At 72.0% G+C, this 20,555-nt stretch carries 17 protein-coding genes, 1 pseudogene and 1 riboswitch; of the genes and pseudogenes, 8 read left to right on the top strand and 10 right to left on the bottom strand.

Features of this window, described 5'->3' with window-relative positions; all coding sequences use genetic code 11:
* The 5 genes from Asi02nite_RS08495 to hisD form a co-directional block, all read left to right on the top strand.
* The coding region (locus Asi02nite_RS08495; RefSeq protein WP_203711617.1) for an amidohydrolase family protein at window positions 1-527 on the top strand (527 nt) is incomplete at its 5' end.
* A 10-nt stretch (window positions 528-537) separates the two neighbouring features.
* Window positions 538-1,371: an amidohydrolase family protein gene (locus Asi02nite_RS08490; RefSeq protein WP_203711616.1), complete on the top strand. Its 834-nt coding sequence runs from the start codon at window positions 538-540 to the stop codon at window positions 1,369-1,371.
* Entirely contained in the window at window positions 1,368-2,456 is a 1,089-nt protein-coding gene (locus tag Asi02nite_RS08485) for an alanine racemase (RefSeq protein WP_203711615.1), read from the top strand. Before Asi02nite_RS08490 ends, Asi02nite_RS08485 begins: the two co-directional genes overlap by 4 nt.
* A 35-nt stretch (window positions 2,457-2,491) precedes the next feature.
* Window positions 2,492-3,334, top strand: a complete 843-nt coding sequence (locus Asi02nite_RS08480; RefSeq protein ID WP_203711614.1) for a PIG-L deacetylase family protein — start codon at window positions 2,492-2,494, stop codon at window positions 3,332-3,334.
* Window positions 3,335-3,350: 16 nt separating this feature from the next.
* Complete coding sequence (gene hisD / locus Asi02nite_RS08475; RefSeq protein WP_203711613.1) at window positions 3,351-4,661, top strand: histidinol dehydrogenase; 1,311 nt, start codon at window positions 3,351-3,353, stop codon at window positions 4,659-4,661.
* A gap of 23 nt (window positions 4,662-4,684) precedes the next feature.
* Here hisD and Asi02nite_RS08470 read toward each other — a convergent pair whose 3' ends face one another.
* The 7 genes from Asi02nite_RS08470 to Asi02nite_RS08440 form a co-directional block, all read right to left on the bottom strand.
* Window positions 4,685-5,146, bottom strand: a complete 462-nt coding sequence (locus Asi02nite_RS08470) for a phosphatase domain-containing protein (RefSeq protein WP_203711612.1) — start codon at window positions 5,144-5,146, stop codon at window positions 4,685-4,687.
* A gap of 42 nt (window positions 5,147-5,188) precedes the next feature.
* On the bottom strand, window positions 5,189-6,112 hold the full coding sequence (locus tag Asi02nite_RS08465; RefSeq protein WP_239126570.1) for an aminoglycoside phosphotransferase/kinase family protein: 924 nt from the start codon (window positions 6,110-6,112) through the stop codon (window positions 5,189-5,191).
* A 26-nt stretch (window positions 6,113-6,138) separates the two neighbouring features.
* A complete protein-coding gene (locus Asi02nite_RS08460) occupies window positions 6,139-6,861 on the bottom strand; it encodes an anti-sigma factor (protein ID WP_203711611.1) in 723 nt (240 codons plus the stop codon).
* The gene (gene sigK / locus Asi02nite_RS08455; RefSeq protein ID WP_203711610.1) at window positions 6,858-7,478 is read right to left on the bottom strand and encodes an ECF RNA polymerase sigma factor SigK; all 621 of its coding nucleotides are present in this window, start codon (window positions 7,476-7,478) and stop codon (window positions 6,858-6,860) included. Before sigK ends, Asi02nite_RS08460 begins: the two co-directional genes overlap by 4 nt.
* Window positions 7,479-7,556: 78 nt before the next feature.
* Window positions 7,557-8,963: a nickel/cobalt transporter gene (locus tag Asi02nite_RS08450; protein WP_203711609.1), complete on the bottom strand. Its 1,407-nt coding sequence runs from the start codon at window positions 8,961-8,963 to the stop codon at window positions 7,557-7,559.
* Between the two features lie 11 nt (window positions 8,964-8,974).
* On the bottom strand, window positions 8,975-10,279 hold the full coding sequence (locus Asi02nite_RS08445; protein WP_203711608.1) for a tetratricopeptide repeat protein: 1,305 nt from the start codon (window positions 10,277-10,279) through the stop codon (window positions 8,975-8,977).
* 65 nt (window positions 10,280-10,344) lie between these two features.
* On the bottom strand, window positions 10,345-11,967 hold the full coding sequence (locus Asi02nite_RS08440) for a DUF4331 domain-containing protein (protein WP_203711607.1): 1,623 nt from the start codon (window positions 11,965-11,967) through the stop codon (window positions 10,345-10,347).
* Between the two features lie 164 nt (window positions 11,968-12,131).
* Between Asi02nite_RS08440 and Asi02nite_RS08435 the strand changes: the two genes are divergently transcribed.
* On the top strand, window positions 12,132-13,181 hold the full coding sequence (locus tag Asi02nite_RS08435; protein ID WP_203711606.1) for a hypothetical protein: 1,050 nt from the start codon (window positions 12,132-12,134) through the stop codon (window positions 13,179-13,181).
* Window positions 13,182-13,231: 50 nt separating this feature from the next.
* Here the strand turns inward: Asi02nite_RS08435 and ahcY are convergent, their stop codons facing one another.
* From ahcY to Asi02nite_RS08420, 3 genes are all read right to left on the bottom strand, one after another.
* On the bottom strand, window positions 13,232-14,680 hold the full coding sequence (gene ahcY / locus Asi02nite_RS08430; RefSeq protein WP_203711605.1) for an adenosylhomocysteinase: 1,449 nt from the start codon (window positions 14,678-14,680) through the stop codon (window positions 13,232-13,234).
* Between the two features lie 14 nt (window positions 14,681-14,694).
* A riboswitch (S-adenosyl-L-homocysteine riboswitch) is annotated at window positions 14,695-14,775 on the bottom strand.
* 18 nt (window positions 14,776-14,793) lie between these two features.
* Window positions 14,794-15,459 carry a response regulator gene (locus Asi02nite_RS08425; protein ID WP_203711604.1) on the bottom strand — a complete coding sequence of 222 codons (666 nt, stop codon included), beginning with the start codon at window positions 15,457-15,459 and terminating at the stop codon, window positions 14,794-14,796.
* On the bottom strand, window positions 15,456-16,559 hold the full coding sequence (locus Asi02nite_RS08420) for a sensor histidine kinase (protein ID WP_203711603.1): 1,104 nt from the start codon (window positions 16,557-16,559) through the stop codon (window positions 15,456-15,458). Before Asi02nite_RS08420 ends, Asi02nite_RS08425 begins: the two co-directional genes overlap by 4 nt.
* Before the next feature lie 99 nt (window positions 16,560-16,658).
* Here Asi02nite_RS08420 and Asi02nite_RS41480 point away from each other — a divergent pair.
* Together Asi02nite_RS41480 and Asi02nite_RS08405 are read left to right on the top strand one after the other, a co-directional pair.
* A pseudogene (locus Asi02nite_RS41480) lies at window positions 16,659-18,389 on the top strand (Hsp70 family protein).
* A 143-nt stretch (window positions 18,390-18,532) separates the two neighbouring features.
* Window positions 18,533-20,542 (top strand): glycosyl hydrolase family 28-related protein, encoded by a 2,010-nt coding sequence (locus tag Asi02nite_RS08405; RefSeq protein WP_203711600.1) that lies wholly within the window; start codon window positions 18,533-18,535, stop codon window positions 20,540-20,542.
* Window positions 20,543-20,555 lie beyond the last annotated feature (13 nt).

Here is a 20,555-nt window from a genome sequence, read left to right as displayed (position 1 = left end):
GGCGGTCGATCGCGTCGCTGGCGGCCGACGCCGGCGTCGACGGTGCGGAGGTCGTGCTCGACCTGCTGGCGTCGCTGGGCAACGGGGTGCTGATGACCGCCGGCGGGCGCAGCGAGGACGACCTGCGGGCCGTGCTCACGCATCCCGCGGCCGTCGTCGCCTCCGACGGGCTCGCGCTCGATCCCGGTGGGGTGACCGGCGCCGGCGTGCCCCATCCGCGCAGCTACGGGACCTTCCCGCGGTACCTGCACCGCTACGGGGCCGACCTGCCGGACGCGGTGCGCCGCTGCACGTCGGCACCCGCCGCCCGGGTCGGACTGCGCGACCGCGGGCTGCTGCGGCCCGGGGCGCCGGCCGACGTGGTCGTCTTCGACCCGGCCGCGCTGGTCGACCGGGCCACCTTCACCGCGCCGCACCAGTTCGCCGCCGGCATCGACCTGGTGCTGGTCAACGGCGCGGTCACCGTCGACGGGGGAGCACACACCGGCGTCCGCGCCGGCTTGGTTCTCGAAGCTGGCAGAGCCTGAGAGGCAGCGCATGATCGACGTACACACCCATTGTCATCTCGCGGAGCACTGGGGCTGCGAATGGCACCGCAACTGGCAGCCCGTCTACGGCCACGAGTACGCGGACCGCACGCCGGAGCAGTACGACGAGGCGATGGCCGCGGCCGGCGTGGACCTCGCGTTCGTGTTCGGCATGCGGGCCACCCGGGCCGGCGTGATCACACCGAACGAGTACGTCGAGCAGTTCTGCGCGGCCACGTCGACGAACACGATCGGCTTCATGGCGCTGGACCTGTCGGACGCCGACGTCATGGACCAGTTGGCCGACGGCATCGCCCGCGGTCTGCGCGGCGTCAAGCTCTACCCGGTGCTCGCCCACTTCGACCCGCGGGACGAGGCACACGACCCGTTCTTCCGCGCCGCGACGCAGGCCGGGCTGATCGTGCTCTGGCACATGGGCACCACACCCAGCCCCGAGGGCCGGTTGGAGTTGACGAACCCGCTGCTGGTCGACGACGTGGCCCGCCGGCACCCCGACCTGAAGCAGATCATCGCCCACCTCGGCCACCCGTGGCAGCGCGAGACCATCGTGGTGCTGCGCAAGGCCCGCAACGTGTTCGGCGACGTGTCGGCCTCGTGGGCCCGGCCGCTGGACGGGTTCATGGCGCTGGTCCGCGCGCAGGAGTGGGGAGTGACGCAGAAGCTGCTGTTCGGGTCCGATTATCCGATGTGGACGCCGGCCGAGGCGGTGGCCGGCCTGCGATCGCTGGCCGACATGCGGCCGGCGGGGCTGCCGGCGATCAAGCCCGAGACGCTCGAGTGGCTGCTCGACGGCGACCCGCGTGCCGCGTTGGGGCTCGCATGATCCCCCTCGACGCGCTGCCGACCCCGGCGCTGCTGGTCGACCTCGACCGGCTGGAGCGCAACATCGCCGACATGGCGGGCGCGTTCGCGGCGGCCGGCGTCGCGCTGCGCCCGCACGTGAAGACCACCAAGTGCTGGGAGGTGGCCCGCCGGCAACTCGACGCCGGCGCGATCGGCTTCACCTGCTCGACCGCGGCCGAGGTGGCCTGGTTGCAGAGCCGTGGCGTCGGCGACCTGCTCTGGGCGCACATCCCGATCGGGCCGCGCAAGGTGGCGTTCGTGGTGGACGCGCTGCTGCGGCACGGTGGCGGGCTCACGGTCTCGCTGGACTCGGTCGAGGCCGCGCGTCCCCTGTCGGCCGCGGCGGCGGCGGCCGGCGTGACGGTGCCGTTCGTCCTCGAGGTCAACACCGGGCACGCGCGGCTCGGCGTGGAACCGTCGACCGCCGTCGCGATCGCGGCCGGGATCGCGGCGCTGCCCGGGCTGCGACTGCGTGGCGTGCTGACCCACGAGGGGCACATCTCCGCGTCGGCCGACCGGGCGGCGCTGGAATCGGCCGGTGCGGCCGCGGGCGCGTTGCTGGTCTCGGTCGCGGGCGACCTGCGTACCGCCGGGCACGAGGTCGAGATCGTCTCTGTCGGCTCGACGCCCGGTGCCACCTCGACGCCGTTCGTGCCGGGCGTGACGGAGGGCCGGCCGGGCACCTACGTCTACTACGACGCCAACCAGACCCGGGTGGGCAGTTGCACGCTCGACCAGTGCGCGCAGACCGTGCTCGCCCGGGTGGCATCGGTGCAGCGGGCCGGTCGCCCGATCATCGACGCGGGCATCAAGGCGATGAGCTCCGACGCGATCGCGGCCGCGGGTTCGGTCGGCCTGGTGCTCGACCGACCCGACGTGGTGTTCGCCGAAGCCAACGAGGAGCACGGTTTTCTCCTCGACGGCGGCGCGATGCCGTTGGCCGTGGGCGATCTGGTGCGTCTCGTGCCCAACCATGCCTGCGGCACCACGAACATGTGGAGCCACCTGTACGCCGTGCGCGGCGACCACGCCGTCGAACGCTGGGAGATTTCCGCGCGCTACTGATTGACATGGAACGGCGTTTCACGTTCGCTTCAGTCATGAAGGTGATGACCATCTACGCCCATCCGGCGGACACGATCACGAACTGCGGCGGCACCCTGGCCCGGCACGCGGCCGCGGGTGACGAGGTGGTCGCGCTGATCCTCACGCACGGCGGGCGGATGCACGCCAACCGGTACGCGGAGGAGTGGCGCAAGGACCAGCCCGACGAGTCGATCGTCGACGCCGACCTGGCCGCGATCGTGGCGCACAAGAAGGGCGAGTTGGAGCGGGCGGCCGCTATCCTGGGCATCTCCCGCGTGATCACGCTCGACCTGGACGACCACTACGCCGCGCTGCGGGAAGACGTGGTCGACCAGATCGCCGAGCAGCTCGCGATCGAGCGGCCGGACGTGCTGATCTGCGACTACCCGCTCAATCCGGTGATGGCGGCCAACATGCACACGGTCGCCTCGGTGAGCGTGCTGGCCGCGCTCGGCCGGGCCGGCATGTTCTTGCGCAACCTCGACGGGCGGTCGGAGTTCCACGTGAAGCAGGTCTTCTTCACGTCGCTGCCCGTGATCGCGGGCGACGGGCTGAGCCTGCACGGCCTGCGCAACGACGTCTACATCGACATCACCGACGTGGTCGGCCAGAAGGTCGCGGCGATGGACTGCTTCGACAGCCAGGGCTACTCGGGGCTGTTCGCCCGCAAGCTGATCGAGGCCAACAACGGCGAGAACGGCCGGGTCGCGGGCGTCAACTTCGCGGAGGCCTTCTACCGCCTCAACAACGAGACCCACACGCTGCTGCCGGTCACCCAGGCCGCGCGCGACGAGGACGTGTTGACCCGGCACATCACGTACAGCCGGATCGACCTGCGGGCGACGTACCCGCTCTGATTTCTGGAGGTTGGCCATGGCGGCGCGCTATCTCAAGTCGGCACCCCCGGTGACCCACGACGACGCGGCCTCGCGCGGCGTCCGCGAGACGGTCGCGGCGGTGATCGCGGACGTCCGCGCCCGCGGCGACGCGGCGGTCCGGGAGTATTCCGAGAAGTTCGACAACTGGTCGCCGGCGTCGTTCCGGCTCTCGGAGTCGGAGATCGAACAGATCGTGGCGACGGTGCCGGCGCAGGCTCTCGCCGACATCAAAACGGTGCAGGCACGGGTACGCGACTTCGCGCTGCGGCAGAAGGAGTCCCTGCACGACTTCGAGGCGGAGGTCGAGCCGGGCGTCTTCCTGGGGCAGAAGAACATCCCGGTGTCGGCGGCCGGCGCCTACGTGCCCGGCGGCCGTTATCCGCTGGTGGCGTCGGCGCACATGACGGTGGTGACCGCGAAGGTGGCGGGTGTCGGCCGGGTGGCATCGTGCACACCGCCGATCCGCGGCGAGATCCCGGCGGCGACGATCGCGGCGCTGCACCTGGCGGGCGCCGACGAGATCTACCTGCTGGGCGGCACCCAGGCGGTGGCGGCGATGGCGCTGGGCACGGAGACGATCGGCAAGGTCGACCTGCTGGCGGGCCCCGGAAACGCGTACGTGGCGGAGGCGAAGCGGCAGCTCTTCGGCGAGGTCGGCATCGACCTGTTCGCGGGGCCGACGGAGATCCTGATCGTCGCGGACGGCGCGGCCGACCCGTTCGTGGTGGCGGTCGACCTGCTGAGCCAGGCGGAGCACGGCCCGGACTCACCGGCGATCCTGATCACGGATTCGGAGCCGCTGGCGCGCCGGGTCATGGACCTGATCGAGGAAATCCTGCCGGGAATGCCCACCCGTGACTTCGCGGCGCCGGCGTGGCGCGACCACGGCGAGGTGGCGGTGGTGGCGGACCTGGCGGAGGCCTACGCACTCGCCGACGCGTACGCGTCAGAACATGTCCAGATCCTGACGGAGTCGCCCCGCGACGCGTTGACGGCGATGCGGAACTACGGGGCGCTGTTCCTGGGCGAAGGCACCTGCGTCTCCTACGGCGACAAGGTCATCGGCACGAACCACACCCTGCCCACCCGCGGCGCGGCCCGCTACACGGGGGGTCTGTGGGTCGGCAAGTACCTGAAGACGGTGACCTACCAGGAGGTCACCAGCCGGGAGGCGAGCGTGGAGCTGGGCCGTCTGTGCGGGCGGGCGGCTCGGGTCGAGCTGTTCGAGGGCCACGCGCGCTCAGGAGACATCCGGGCCCACCAATACGCCGGCGACCCCCTCCCGTGGGCGCCCGCCGGCCTCTAACTCGACTTCGCCTCGTCGATGTCTCAGAAATCGCCGTCGGCGACCTGGCAGACCGTGAGGTTGAAGGTGTTGCGCCACATGCGGACGACGCTGGCGCGGTCGTCGATGACGAAGGCGACCTCGTAGCGGGGCGCCACGAAGCGGCGGTAGAGGTCCGCCTTGGTCTTGTGGTCCGGGCGGTCGTCGTGGTCGGCGCGCAGGCACAGGTCGTCGAACACGATGCCCTGCGCGTCGAGCCACATCTCCGTCTGGCGACGTGACTGTTCCTTGCGGCCCGACATCACCACGATCCGGTGCCGGCCGGCGGCCATGATCGTCTGCACCAGCTCGATCACCGCGGGGTTGGGCTGGTCCTCGCCCACCCGGCTCCAGTCGTAGGGCGAACGTTTCCCGCGGATCGCCAGCGTGCCGTCGACGTCGACGAGGATGGCGCGTTGTCGTCCGGCCCGTTGGTCGACGTCGTTCGTCGGGAGGAGGTCGCTCACGTCCTCGATGATCGCTTCGCCCACCGTTCGCGTCGAGCGGATTCACGACGCGTTGGCACGGCGGAGGCGTTCGGTTGTCTGCGCGCGCAGCGCTTCGGCGCCCGCCGCGGGGCCATGGCACAAGGCCAGCTCGCGGGCGTTGTACGCGGCCATCCACAAGCTGGCCGCCCAGGCGACCTCCAGCTCTACGGCCGTGAACGGGTGTCGTCGCATGTCCTGGTAAGCCGAGAGGAACGCCTCGGAGCTTTCGATCGGAGCCAGCGTGGGCGGGCCGGCGCTGGCGAACGACCCGCTTGCCGCTCCTACCAGCGCCGCCTCGGGCTGCCAAGCCAGGCTGTCCCAGTCGTGCACCGCCCACAACGCCCGACCGTGCCACCGCAGGTTCTGCGCCTCGAAGTCCGCGTGGCCGAGCACGCACGGCAAGCCGGCGGCCAGCAGTCGTCTCCTGGTGCGCTCTGCCGTTCCGACGATGTGGTCCGGCACGAGACTCTGGTCCCGGCTGTCGAGAAAGTCGATCGCCGGCCACACCCCGGGATCGGTGTGGTCCCAACGCACCCAGGGCGGATTCGGCAGCGGCGGTGCGACGGTCACGCCGGCGAGCTTGGTCATCAGCTGGGCGAACACGTGCGCGGAGGCGGTGGCGACGGCCGGCGAGTCACCTTGTGACACCTCGCCGCCCGGGCGGAACTCCTCAGCGTGCACGGCCAGCGCGCCGACACGAAGCACCGGCGTGAGCGGTCGGGCGCAGGGGTATCCGCGCTCGGCCAAGCTCGCCTGCGCCGCGACGCACGACGCGGCCCGGCCGTCGTCGGCGCGCGCCTTGACGACGACGTCCCTGCCACCGGCCAGGCGCAGACCGAACACCGTCGAGACCTGTCGCGACCGGAACAGGACGCCGGTGGGTTCGGCGCCCAGGTGGTCGCGACACCAAGCCGGCAGCCAGTGCGGCAGCTCGTCCAACGACACACCCACGACTGTGCCACAGGCGCTGCTTATGCCACGCTCACCTGGCCTACGGGTGGCAGGGTCGGGACCGGTGAGCCGGTGGACGGCTCGATGGTCACCGCGAACGCGTCCGCGGACGCCGCACCGGAGACCAGGCGGGTGGCCGAGGTCGTGCCGACGGGTAGGACGCCCGCGTTGATCGCTGTGCTGCCGTCGAGCATCCATAGCTGGTAGGTGCGGTCCGTGCCGGCTGCCCGCTCGGCGGCCATCGTCAGGACTGCTTCGTCGCGGGCCGCGGAGGTCACGACCGTCAGGCGGACGCCGCTCGCGGAGGTGGCCGTGCGGAGGATCGCGTCTGGTGCGGCCAGCACCTCGGTGACCCGTGCGGACTCCGCCGCCGCGGTCGTGCGCTGGTCGTCGAGGCGGCGTTCCTGGACCGCGAACGTGCCGGTTGCCGCCGCCGCGGCCAGGATCACCGCCGCGGCCACCGTGAGCAGGCGGCGCGATCGTGGTGGGCGGACCGGTTTCGCCGCAACCGGGGCGTCCTGGCGGGTGCGGGAGACCTCGGCGAAGACCTTGTCGCGCAGCGCCGGCGGCGGCACCGACCAGGCGCCGTCGGCCAGCCGGGCCGCCGTCTCCTGTAGCTCGGCCACCTCGATCGCGCAGGTCGCGCAGCCGGCCAGGTGGCGCTTGAACGCCGCGCGTTCGAGGTCGGTCAGCGCGTCGAGCACATAGGCTCCCGAGAGCGCGTGCACGTCGGCGTCGGTCATGTCGGCACCTCCACCCCCAGGCAGTCGCGTAGGCGGATCAGGCCGTCGCGCATCCGGGTCTTGATGGTCGGCAGGCTCACGTCGAGCAGTTGCGCCACCTCGCGGTAGCTGCGGCCGCCGTAGTAGGCCAGCGTGATGGACTCCCGCTGCAGCGAGGTCAGGTCGTCCAGGCAGCGGCGGACCTGTTGCCGCTCGAGTCGCTCCTCGACCTCGCCCGAGACCTCGTCGTAGGGCGTCTGCGCCGACCAGGATGCCGTCTTCTGCACGCGGTCGGAGGCCGCCTGCTCGCTGCGGACCCGGTCGACCGCCCGCCGGTGGGCGATGGTGAACACCCAGGCGGTGGCCGAGCCCTTGGCCGGCTCGAACCGTGCGGCCGTGCGCCACACCTCGACCAGAACCTCCTGGGCGACCTCCTCGGCCTGGGCCGGATCGCGCAGCACCTGCCGGGCCAAGCCGTAGACCCGGGCCGCGACGAGCTCGTAGAGCTCCCGGAACGCGGCCTCGTCGCCCCGCCCGACCGCGACCAGCAGGCGATCGGCCGCCGACCGGTCGTCGACCGGCGCGGGCACCGCCGACAGGTGGTCGCGCGGCGGGTCGCCGTGGCTCTGCTCGCGCATGAAGACTCCTTGCCGGGGCCGGTGTCGCGCTCTGAGGGGGAATGATTCCGCGCCCGCGGTCATGGTCGCCACCCCGGGTCAGACGATTGTGGAAAACGCGCGCCCGGCCAGGCCGAGCCCGACGACGACGATGAGCGCGGCGGTGGCGGACGGCGCCGCCGCCTGCCAGCGCAGCAGCCCGCGCAGGCGCCCCGCGAACCGGTCACGGACCCGGATCAACAGCAGGCCCGCGGCGGTCAGCGTCGCCGCCATCCCCAGGCCATAGGCGAAAACAAGCAGAATCCCGAAGGCGGTACGGCCCAGCGCGATCGCACCCAACAGCACGATCAGCGCGGACGGACTGGGCACCAGCCCACCAGCAACGCCGATCCCGGCGATACCCCACTTCCCCGGCCCATGCGAGTGCCTGTGGACAACACCATCGTGGTGATCGTGCGAGTGCGCGTGCCCAGGACCGTGCGAGTGGCCGTGACCGTGCGAGTGACGGTGCCCGTGCGAGTGACCCGCACCCACGGCGCGACGCCGCCGTAGCGCCGACAACAGCGCACCCACCCCGATTCCCGCCACCAGCACCCCGCTCGCGACCCCCAGCCACCCCAGCACCGACTCCCCGGCGACTCCCGCGAACGTCGTCAACAGCAACCCGAGCGCGATCACCCCGCCGGTGTGCGTCAGCGTCACCGTCGCGCCGACTGCCACGGCATCACGCGGACGCCCGGCCCGGCCCGCCAGGTACGCCGCCATCACCGTCTTGCCGTGCCCCGGCAGCGCCGCGTGCGCCGCACCCAGCACCAGCGCCAACAACACCGCGAGCAACCCCACCAACGGCGTCAGCCGCGCACCACCCACCACGGAGTCCAGCCACCGCTCCGCCCCGGCCAGCGGCCCGGTCAACCCGAGCGGCGCCGCCCCCGACCCACCACCGGAGACCGGACCGGCCGCGGCGACCGCCGACCCGTCCAGCACCGCCGTGAACGCCGCCGTCCGCACGTCGACCGGCGACGACAGCAGGTCGTCCGGATACCGCCGCAGCTCGTCACTGACCGTCGCCGAAGGCACGGTGGACCCCACGAGCCGTACCCCGACACCCGTCGCCGTCAGCTCCCGCCACCCGATCCGATCGGCCCGGAACTCATTGGAGACCGTCACCGCACCGGGCAGCGCCGCGGAAGCAGACAACCGGCAGTCGAGCCGACCGGTCTTCAACCCACCGGCCCCGTCGGCCAGGACCAGCGCCGACGACGAAACGGTCCACGACAGGCGCGCGCCGGACACGGTCACGGCCAGAGCCGAGGCCGCCTCCGCACACGTCGGCGCCGGATCCTGCAGCGTCGGCAGCTCCGCCACGTCGGCCACCACGACCGCCGCGACCCGGTCCGGATGGAACGTCAACCCGACATAGCGGTTGACCGAGAAGTTGCCCAGCGGATGCGCCGCGGCGGGCGCGGCCGGTAACAGAACGAAACCCACGAGAGCCAGAGCCACCAGTACGCGCCTCACGGCCGTGCCTCCAATGCGGACAGTGCCCGAGCCGCCGTCGGCCCGTCGACAGGGGAGAAGTACGGGTTGACCGAACGCGCCTGGCGCAGCGCGTCCCGCGCCCCGGCGCTGTCGCCGGAGGCCAGCAGCACCATGCCCAGGTGATAGGCGAACAGCGCGTTGCGCGGCGCCGACGAGACGGCCCGGCGCAGGCGCGGCAACGCCTCGGCATCCCGCCCGGCCAGGTGCAGCGACCACCCGAGCACGTCCGCCACGTCAGCGAACGGCCGCCGCCGCCACTCGTCCTGCGCCAGCCGCACCGCGGCCGCGGCGTCACCGCGGGCCAGTGCGAGCTGAGCACCCGTCAGGTCGTCCTGCCCACCGTTGGCGACGAACAGCCGGTGTGCCGCGTCCGCCAGGGTGAGCTGACGGTCGGCCTCGGCCACGTTGCCGGCCAGCCGCAGCAGCGTCGCGTACTCGAGCAGGCTGTCGGGCGTCGGCGTCCGGGCCGCGACCGCGCCGGCGTCGGCGAGCGCCGCGGGCAGGTCGCCCCGCGCCGCCGCCACCCGCGAACGCCCGCGCAACAACGCCTGGTAGCCCGGTCCGGCGGCGAGACCGGCCGCGTACTCCCGTTCGGCGCCGTTCAGGTCCCCGACCGACCAGGCGAGGTCGCCGAGTTGGTTGCGGCAGAACGCGATGTCCGCCGGGTCGGCGGCGGACTCGAGCGCCCGCCGCATGAGGTCGGTGGCTTCGGCCACCGATCCGCGCTGTTCGAGGTCGTACGAGGCGCGCGCGTAGGCGGCGAGCCCGGGCCGCAGGTCCAGCATCCGTTGGATCGCGGCGGTCGCCGCCGCGGCGTCGCCGAGTTGCGTGTGGGCATCGGCCAGCACGGCGTACGCGTCGGCGTCGTACGGATTCGCCGCCAGGGCGTCGGTGGCGTACGCCCGCGCGGCGGCGAACTCGTGCCGGGCGTTGGCGAGCGCGCCGAGCCCGACCAGGGCGGCCGGATTCTCGGTGGCCCGCACAGCCAGCGACCGCTCCAGCGCGCCCGCGGCTTTGGGATAGAGGCTCGGATCGGCGGTCACCCGGGCCTGCTCGACGTACGCGAGCCCGAGCGCCGCCCACGTCTCGTGGTCGCGCGGCAGCGCTCGCAGGCGGTCCTGAGCCCGGGCGATGGACTCGGCGAGCCGGTCGGGAGCACCAGCCACCACACTCGCCGCCGGCGCGGGGGCGGGCGACCGGAGACCGAAGACCGCCCCGATGCCGAGCAACGCGACGGCGGCGACGGCCACGACGACAACTGTCCGAAGAGGAGCGCGCATGACGGATGGTCCTTCCCACGGGCGGTGGGGGCGCGCCCCGGCGACGGGACGCGCCCCCGAACCGGTCAGAGCTTGACGGTGTCGTCCGAAACGGCGTCCGGCCGGCGCCGGCGGTACCACCAGGTCACCAGGACCAGCGTCAGGAGCAGGGTGCCGATCACCGCGACGGTCAGCACCGCGCCGGTGCCCATGTCGTCGCCCGCCGCCGCGGAGGCCGGCGACAGTTCCGGAGCCGGCGAGTCCGGCCGCACGGCCGCACCCGGGTCCGCGGCCGCCTTGCCACCGTTGACCGCGCCGACGTTCGGCAGGGCCACGTACGGGAACTGATCGCCGAACTGGTTGTCGTTGGCGTCCACCTTGTCGCCCGCGGCCAGCGCGTCGACGAGCTGACCGGTCTGCGCCGCGCCCTCGACCGCCTGGATGGAGATGTCGACGGCGTCGTCGCCGAGCCGCCGGCCGTTCGGGAAGCCCTGCAGGTCGCCGCCGAGCACGCCGAGCCGGTTGGGCTGGTCCGCGACCGGGACGCCGAGGTTGAGTCGCAGCATCTCGGAGGGCCGGAACCGCTTCGGGTTGACGTCCTTGTTGTTGAGCTGCGAGTTGAGGTCGGCCTTGATCGGACCGTTGGCCTTGGTGGTGATGCCGGTCAGGAAGATCTCGACCAGGTCGTTGCGGGGCGTGGCCGGCGCGGGTACGCCGTAGATGGCCTCGATCAGCTTGGGTAGCTCGGGGTCGGTGACCCGCTTGACGACGGCCGGGATGCCGGCGTCCTTGTCCGGCGAGATCGAGTTGAACGCGTCCTTCAGGTTCGCCGGCACGACGACCTCGTTGACCAACGGGTTGCCCAGCCGGGAGACCTGCACCCGCTCGCCGCGGATGCCCTGCGTCTGCTGGCCGGTGACCCGTACCTTCGCGCGGTCCGTCGTGGTCCAGACCCCGACGACCGGGTTGCGGTTGCTGTCGCCGCGCAGGGCCACGTCCTTGAACGGCACCTGCAGCGCGATCGTGTTGACGTTGTAGCCGGCCAGCGTGTCCTGGCCGGTCTCGCTCAGGTCGCCGCCGTAGAGCAGGTCGAAGACCCGCAGGTCGAGGAAGAACGGGTCGTCGGCCTGGCCCGCGAACAGCTTCCAGCCACCGTCGAGCTGGATCGTCGCCTCGTCGCGCAGCTTCTGGTAGTCGGGCATCGAGGCGTTGCCGATCCGGGACGGCGCGACCGGGGCGCCCGCGACGCGGGTCTTGAACGGAGCGCCGTCGAACGACGACTCGAGCGTGTAGGTCTGCTTGAACAGCAGGTTCGGGTCGTCGAACGAGTCGACGGGCCCGTTGTTGTAGAGGAATGTCGACCCGCCGCGCTTGTCGACGTTCTTGAAGGTCCAGCGGAACACGGCGTCGGCCTTCGCGTCGCCGTCGTTGTCGATATTGATGTTGTACGCCGCGTCGGTCGCGAACGGGTAGAAGTTCGGCCCGCCGTCGGGCTCCTCGAACGGGATCCAGTTCGCGATCAGCGTCACGTAGTCGGGCCGCTCGGGGCTGACGAAGGCGTACAGGTCGGTGTTGTCGGCGGCCGGGTCGCTGGCGATCAGCGGCGCCTCGCGGTGGCTGGACGCCACCGACGACTGCGGCCCGAGTGCGGCCAGCGCGATACCGGTCACGGCGAGTGCCGCGAGGATCGCGCGGGGTTTCCTGGTCATCTCTGTCCTCCGATCAGGCGTGCCTGCGCGAGGACTTCGATGCGGGACGGCCGGGCGGATTGGCCGGAGTCGACTTCCTGTCACCGACCCATCCGGTACGGGGGTCGCTCCGAATAGCGCCCCGGCGGCCGGCACGGCCGACCGCGGACCCGTACCATCGCCCGATGTTGTGGAACCGGAAGAAGTCCGTTGCCGAACTGTGTGCCGAGTTGGCCGAGGCGGTCGACCGGCACGACGAGGCCGCCGCGCAGCGGGCCTTCAAGGAGATCGTCAGAGGCGTCGAGCGCGCCGAACCGCCGCAGCTCACCGAGGCGCTGGTCGCGTTGCGGCCGGCGCTGGCGGAGGTGCCGCTCGGCAACGGCGCGCCGCTGGCCGCGCTGGCCGCCGGGCTCGTCGAGGCGGGCGGCGATCCGGTCGCCGCGCTCGACGTGCTGGCCGAGCGGGTCGCGGCGGGCCTCGAGCAGGCGGCCCGGTTCCCGGCGCTGGCCGGCACGGAGGTCGACCAGCCGAACGACCCGGAGTCGGCGCGGGCCGTGGTCGAACGGGTGGCCGCCGCGGGCGGGCTCGACCTCGACGAGGCGTCGGCCGTGACCCAGGCGTGGTTCACCGTCGACGAGTGGATCCCGGCGCTGCTGCTGCCGTTGCAGCAGAAGGCGGGGCGGGCGGCGGTGCCGCAGCGGGACAGGTTGATCGAGGCGGCGTCCGTCGCGCCGGACGAGATCGACGCCGCGCACTGGCTGCTCGGCCTGCTGCTCGTGCTCGACGACGAGCAACTCGTCGTGGTGCACCGGGCGTCCGGCGCCGTGTTCACCGTGACGGTCAGCGGTGTCGGCGACAACTTCCAGCTGCACACCCTGCTGGCGCACACGCTGGTCGGCGGCGGCCACCTGCCGGGCCGGGCGCCGGAGCCGGCCTGGGTGGCCGCGGCGACCGACGGCCCGCTGCAGCCGCCGGCGCCGATCCAGGGCCAGTTCAACCTGGTCGACGCCGGCGGCAAGTGGATCTGGAACGAGGGCCGGCCCGTCGACATCGAGCCCGTCGCCGGCCGCCGGATCGTGGTGCTCGACCCGGCGCCGTACGAGCGGTCCTGGAACGTCGGCCGGGTCTATCCATTGATGGTGCCCGAGATCCGGCTCGACGCGGTGCTGCCGGCCGACGAGGCACAGGCCTGGCTCCAGCTGGTCAACCCGGCGAAGTCACCCACCGACGACTAGGAACGGCGACGGCCCGGGTCCACAGAGGACCCGGGCCGCGCGAGGGAAACTCAGTAGCGGTAGTGCTCCGGTTTGAACGGGCCCTCGACGTGCACGCCGAGGTATTCCGCCTGCTTCTTGGTCAGCTCGGTGAGCCGCACGCCGAGCGCGTCCAGGTGCAGTCGCGCCACCTTCTCGTCGAGGTGCTTCGGGAGCACGAAGACGCCGGTGGCGTGCTCGCCCTGCCAGAGTTCGAGCTGGGCGAGCACCTGGTTGGCGAACGAGCACGACATCACGAAGCTGGGGTGACCGGTCGCGTTGCCGAGGTTCATCAACCGGCCCTCGGAGAGCACGAGGATCGCGTGCCCGTCGGGGAACCGCCACTCGTGGACCTGCGGCTTGACCTCGGTCTTCTCGACGCCCGGCACGCGGGCCAGGCCCGCCATGTCGATCTCGTTGTCGAAGTGCCCGACGTTGCCGACGATCGCGTTGTGCTTCATCCGGGCCATGTGGTCGGCCGTGATGATGTCGACGCCACCGGTCGTGGTGATGAAGATGTCGGCCGTCTCGACGACGTCCTCCAGCGCGACGACCTGCAGCCCGTCCATCGCCGCCTGCAGCGCGCAGATCGGGTCGATCTCGGTGACCACGACCCGGGCGCCCTGGCCGCGCAGCGCCTCGGCCGAACCCTTGCCGACGTCGCCGTAGCCGCAGACGACGGCCAGCTTGCCGCCGAGCATCACGTCGGTGGCCCGGTTGAGGCCGTCGGTCAGCGAGTGCCGGATGCCGTACTTGTTGTCGAACTTGGACTTGGTGACCGAGTCGTTGACGTTGATCGCCGGGAACAGCAGCGTGCCGGCCCGGGACAGCTCGTAGAGGCGGGCGACGCCGGTCGTGGTCTCCTCGGAGACACCGCGCATGCCGGCGGCGATCCGGGTGAACCGCTGGCCGTCCTCGCCGAGGCTGGTCCGCAGCGTCTCCAGGATCAGCTGGTATTCCTCGTGGTCGTCCGCGGTCGCCGCCGGCACCGAGCCGGCCGCCTCGAACTCGACTCCCTTGTGGACCAGCAGCGTGGCGTCGCCGCCGTCGTCGACGATCAGGTTCGGGCCCTGCCCGTCGCCGAAGTCGAACAGCCGCATGGTGCACCACCAGTACTCCGCCAGCGTCTCGCCCTTCCAGGCGAAGACCGGCGTGCCGGTGGGCGCGTCGACCGTCCCGTTCGGACCGACGACGACCGCGGCCGCCGCCTCGTCCTGGGTGGAGAAGATGTTGCAGGAGACCCAGCGGACCTCGGCGCCGAGCGCGACGAGCGTTTCGATCAGCACGGCGGTCTGCACGGTCATGTGCAGCGAGCCCGCGATCCGGGCGCCGCGCAGCGGCTGCTGGTCGGCGAACTCCCGGCGCAGCGCCATCAGCCCGGGCATCTCGTGCTCGGCCAGGCGGATCTGGTGCCGGCCGAACGCGGCCAGGTCGAGGTCGCGCACGGCGAACTCGACACCATTGATGGTCTGGGTGTGCATTGAGGCACCTCCCGTGACAGGAGGCGCCCTTGACAATCGTCAGGCCAGACCGAGCGTGGCGGACCCGGTGGTCCGTCGCAGCGCCTCTCGGCCGGCCCGACCACCATAACGCGTCACGGCGACGGCGTCACAAGTCCCATTTCATAAGCCATGATCACCAGGTGTACGCGGTCCCGCGCGTCGAGCTTCGTGAACAGCCGGGCGACGTGGGTCTTGGCCGTGGCGACACTGATCACCAGCCGCGCGGCGATCTCGGTGTTCGACAGCCCCTGCCCGACCAGCGTCAGCACCTCGCGCTCCCGCTCGGTGATCCCCGCGAGCGCGCCGGGCCTGGCAGCCGGCGCCGCCGCCGTGGGCCGGCCGGCGAACTCCGCGATCAGCCGGCGCGTGACGCTCGGCGCGATCAGGCCGTCGCCGGCGGCCACCACCCGGACCGCGCCGAGGATGTCCTCCAGCGCCATGTCCTTGACCAGGAAGCCGCTGGCACCGGCCCGTAGGGCGCCGTACACGTTGTCGTCGTCATCGAAGGTGGTGAGCATCACCACCCGGGCCGCCGACCCGCCCTCGACGATCATGCGGGTGGCCGCGATGCCGTCCATGACAGGCATCCGGATGTCCATCACCACCACGTCCGGACCGACCTCCCGGGTGAGGTGCACGGCCTCGACGCCCGTGCTGGCCTCGCCGACCACCTCGAGATCGGGGTGATCGGCGATCAGCACCCGCAGGCCGGCCCGGACCAGCGGCTGGTCGTCGGCCAGCAGCACCCGCACCGTCATGCCGGCACCGGCAGGGTCGCGGTCACCTGGAAGCCGCCGTCGGCCCGGGGGCCGGCGGTGAGCTCGCCGCCGAACAGGGCGACCCGCTCGCGCATCCCGCGCAGGCCGTAGCCGGTCCCGTCGCCCGTGCCGCCCCGGCCGGCGTCGGTCACCTCGACGCGCAGCTCCGAAGGGCCGTACGCGATGAGGATCTCGCAGGTTTCGACGTGCGCGTGCCGCACGACGTTGGTCAGCGCCTCCTGGACGATCCGGTAGGCGGCCAGGTCGACGTCCGGCGGCAGCACCCGGGCCTCGCCCTCGGTGCGCACCCGGGCCCGGACCCCGGCGGCTTCGGTGGCGGTGACCAACCGGTCGAGGTCGGTCAGGCCGCTGGTCTCGTTGACGGCCGCCTCGGAGTCGCTGCGCCGCAGCGCGACCAGGGTCCGGCGCAGGCCCGCGAGCGTCTCCCGGCTCGCGGTCTCGATGGTGTCGAGCGCCTTGCGGGCCTCGTCCGGCTGGGTGTCGATGACCCGGCGGCCGACGCCGGCCTGGATCGCGATGACGCCGATGCTGTGCGCCACCTGGTCGTGCAGGTCGCGGGCGATCTGCAGCCGCTCCCTGGTGACCGCCTCCTCGGCCGCGCGGCGCAGCAGGGCCGAGCCGTACTCGCGCCGCTGGCGGACCGCCGTGCCGGCCAGCCAGGCCACCACGACGCCGAGCAACATCGCGATCAAAACGTTGACGAAGGCTTCGCTGTTTTCCAACGTGGCCGCGCCGAACTGGACCAGCAGGGCCACGACCGCGGCGATCACCCCCGAGAGGCGGGACCGGGTGGCGGCCAGAACGGCGACCGCCACGTCGAGCACCACCGCCTGGACGCCGATGATCAGCCCCGTCGGGTGGAACGGGGCCAGCCCGGCGACGCCGGCCGCCATGAGCAGGAACCCTGCCATGGGCCAGCGCGGCACCACGATCGCCGGGAGCCCGAGCACCAGGACCGGCAGCACGGTCGCCGAGTCGTTCAGGCTGACGACCGCGAGGACGAGGGCGAGTGGGTACGCGGCGAGCGCCACCCACGACAGGGCGGCGGAGGGGAGGCGGTGCACGGCTGCGGCGCTCATGCGGTCGATGGTAGGTATCGGCAGGTGGGGGCGCGTCGGCCCACGGATGTACGTCCGCAGGTCGATCCCGCGTCGCCCGGGGTGGATACGGTTGCGGTCATGAATATGGGCGGCGTGGTCCTCGGCGTCGATTTCGGGACGTCCAACACCGCCGCCACCCTGCGCTGGCCCGACGGCCGCGGCCAGGCGGTGCTCTTCGACGGCTCGCCCCTGCTGCCCTCCGCGATCTGTGTCGAGGGCGACGCGATCCTCGTCGGGCGCGATGCCGTGCAGGCCGCGCGGGCCAACCCGGCCGGTGCCGAGTTTCATCCCAAGTCGCGCATCGACGACGGCACGGTGCTGCTGGCCGGGGTCGAGCATCCGGTCGTCGACCTGATCGGCGCGGTGCTGCGCCGGGTGGTGCAGGAAGCGACCCGGACCGCGGGCGCGGCGCCGGTCCGGTTGGTCCTCACCCATCCGGCCGCCTGGGGTGCCCACCGGCGAGAGACGTTGCTCGCGGCGGCCGGCAGGACGGGCGTAGCCCAGGTCGATCTCGTGATGGAGCCGGTCGCGGCCGCGGGCGCGCACGATCTTCCCGACGGCGCGGACGCGCTGATCTACGATCTCGGCGCCGGTACGTTCGACGCCTCCGTGGTCCGCCGCACCGGCGACGGCTTCGCGGTGCTCAGCACGGAAGGCCTGATCGGCACCGGCGGGCTCGACATCGACGCGGCGATCGTCGCGCATCTGACGGCGGTCTACGGCGGCCGGGACGGCTGGCAGCGACTGGTCGAGCCCGCCTCGGACGCCGACCGCCGGCTCAGCCGGCAGCTCTGGGACGACGTGCGCCTGGCCAAGGAGGCGCTTTAGCGCCGCACGTCGGCCCGGATCACGTTGCCGCTGCTCGACGAGGACGCCCCGCTCGGTCGCGAGCAACTCGACGCCCTGGCGCGGCCGCTGATCGACCGCACCGTCGCCGCCTGCCGTGCCGCCTTGGCCGCCGCCGGCGTCGGGCCGACCCACGTCTTCCTGGTCGGCGGCGCGAGCCGCTATCCGCTGGTGAGCACCGCGCTGCACCAGGCGCTCGGCATCATCCCGACGGCCGCCGAGCAACCGGAGCTGGCGGTCGCGGAGGGCGCGGTCCGACCGTTGCCGGTCGAGTCGGGCGCCGGGGCGCCGACGCCGGGCTCTCCGGTGCGGCGGCGCCGCTCCCGTCGTGGTGTCGTTCTCGTGGCGGGGCTGGCAGTCGTCGCCGTCTCGGCCGGCACGGCGTTGGCCTTCCGGCCGGACGGTCGTGGCGTTGCCCAGGAGTTGGTCGCACCCGCCACGCATGCGGCGTCGTCGGTGGCGACGCCGACGAGCACACCCACACCCACGCCGACGCCGAGCGTCGCCGCCGGCGTCGATCCGTGCCTGGTGGGCCGCTGGCAGGCCGTGTCCTACCACCAGCCCGGCGTGAACATGTGGGGCACGAAGGTCGACCTCGGCCTGTCGGGCAAGGGGTGGTTCGTGAACTACCTCGCTGACGGCACGGGCTGGACCGACTACCGCGCCGAGGGGAACAAGTCCGGGCGGGCGGGCGGCAAGACGTACCGGGTCACCCACAAGGGCACGGTGACCTGGCGCCACAAGACGGTCGGCGACAAGCTCGTGATCACCTCGGTGCGGAACAGCGGCACGACGACCTGGCGGGTCAACGGGTCGGTGCGGGTGAGCGCCGCCCTGACGCAGGACCCCGAGGCCGATCCGTCAGCGAGCTATCGCTGTGACGACGACGAGCTGACGGTCGTCGACAACGTCAACTCGGAGACGTACCGGCGAATCGGGCTGGCCCAGCCGCCGCCACGCTGATCTGCGGTTGCAAGAAACTGATCGCTGACCGCAAGCGCGCAACAAGTTCTCGCAAATCATAGACGGATGCTTGTGTCATCAACATCTATGGCTCTAAGGTCAGGGTCCCCATCTCCCTACCTCGCTACGGAAACGAGTCCTTGATGTCGCGGACACCACCTCGTTTGCTGGCCGTCGTCACCGTCGCCGCCGTTGGCCTCGGTGTCGCCGGCATCGCGGGCCCGGCCCAGGCCGGCACGGCGCCGGTCGTCACCCGCGCGGCGCTCGACCCGGCGCTGGTCGCCGGCCGGGGCGCCACCGTCAACTTCCTCGAGCAGGAAGCCGAGAACGCGGCCACCACCGGCACCGTCATCGGGCCGGACCGCACCGCCTACACGTTGCCGGCGGAGGCGTCGGGCCGCACCGCGGTCAAGCTCCAACCTGGACAGCACGTCGAGTTCACGTTGCCGGCCGCGGCCAACGCCATCACGGTGCGCTACAGCATCCCGGACGCGCCGAACGGCGGCGGGATCCGGGCGCCGCTGCAGGTCACCGTCAACGGCGGCGGCAAGAAGACCATGAACCTCACGTCCGAGTACGCGTGGCTCTACAACCAGTACCCGTTCACCAACGACCCCCAGGCCGACCTGCTGCACCCGGACTGGTGGATCACGGAGTGCGCCTGCGTCCCGGCGGCGACCACGCCGACTCCCGTCATCACCAAGCCGTTCCGGCCCATGCACTTCTACGACGAGGAGCGGTTGCTGCTCGGCCGCACCTACCCAGCGGGCGCGAAGGTGCGGCTGACCGCGCCGAAGGGCACGGCCGCCGCGTGGACCGTCATCGACCTGCTCGACTCCGAGATGGTTGGCGCACCGCACGTCAACCTGCTGGCGTCCAACGTGCTCCTGTTCGGCGCCGACCCGACCGGTCGTCGTGACTCGGCCGCCGCCTTCGACAAGGCGATCGCGCTCGCCCGGCTCGCCCGGCTCAAGGTCTACGTGCCGCCGGGCACCTACCAGGTCAACCGGCACATCATCGTCGACAACGTGACGATCGAGGGCGCGGGCAACTGGTACACGAAGATCAAGGGCAAGGAGGTCGCGCTCGACCCGCCGGCGCCCGACGGCTCGGTGCACACCGGCGTCGGGTTCTACGGCAAGGACGCGGCTGACGGCGGCAGCCGCAACGTGCACCTGTCGGGCTTCGCCATCGAGGGCGACGTGCGCGAGCGGATCGACACCGACCAGGTCAACGGCATCGGCGGCGCGCTGAGCGACTCCTCGATCAGCGGGCTGCACATCAGGCACACCAAGGTGGGCCTCTGGTTCGACGGCCCCATGCGCAACACGCGGGTGACCGACAACATCATCGTCGACCAGATCGCCGACGCCCTGAACTTCCACATCGGAGTGACGGACTCCGTGGTGCGCAACAACTTCGTCCGCAACACCGGCGACGACGGGCTGGCGATGTGGTCCGAGAAGGCCGCCAACGCGCGGAACGTCTTCGACCGCAACACCGTGCAGACGCCGACGCTGGCCAACGGCATCGCCATCTACGGCGGCACCGACAACACCGTGTCCCGCAACCTGATCGCCGACCCGATCCGGGAAGGCAGCGGCATCCAGGTCGGGTCGCGGTTCGGCGCGGAACCGTTCGCGGGCAAGCTGTCGATCACCGACAACACCGTGGTGCGGGCCGGCACGTACGAGCTCAACTGGAACATCGGGCTCGGCGCGATCTGGATCTACGCGCTGGAGAAGAACATCGACGCGGACATCCGGGTCACCGGCGACCACTACCTCGACAGCACGTACAACGCGATCATGCTGGTCAGCGAGTGGTCGGTGAAGGACCTCTACTCCATCACCAACGTGCACTTCAAGGACGTCCGCGTCGACGGCACCGGCACCTCGGTGCTCAGCGCCCGGGTCAAGGGCGGCGCGACGTTCGAGAACGTCGACGCCCGCAACGTGGGCGCGGTCGGCATCAACAACTGCGGTTCGTTCAACTTCCCGCCCACCGGCTCCGAGTTCAGCGTCACCGACCTCGGCGGCAACGACGGCGGCGGGACGACCGGCCCGTGGCTGGCGGCCTGGGAGCTGCCGAACACGATCACCTGCGACGACCGCCCGCCGGTCGTCGTGCCCCCGCCACCCGCGCAGTGGTGAACCAGCGGGCGGG

It is taken from the genome of Asanoa siamensis (assembly GCF_016862555.1).
In the GTDB taxonomy this organism is placed as follows: domain Bacteria; phylum Actinomycetota; class Actinomycetes; order Mycobacteriales; family Micromonosporaceae; genus Asanoa; species Asanoa siamensis.
Note: the sequence above shows the minus strand (reverse complement) of the source record. Positions and strands in the feature narration are given on the sequence as shown.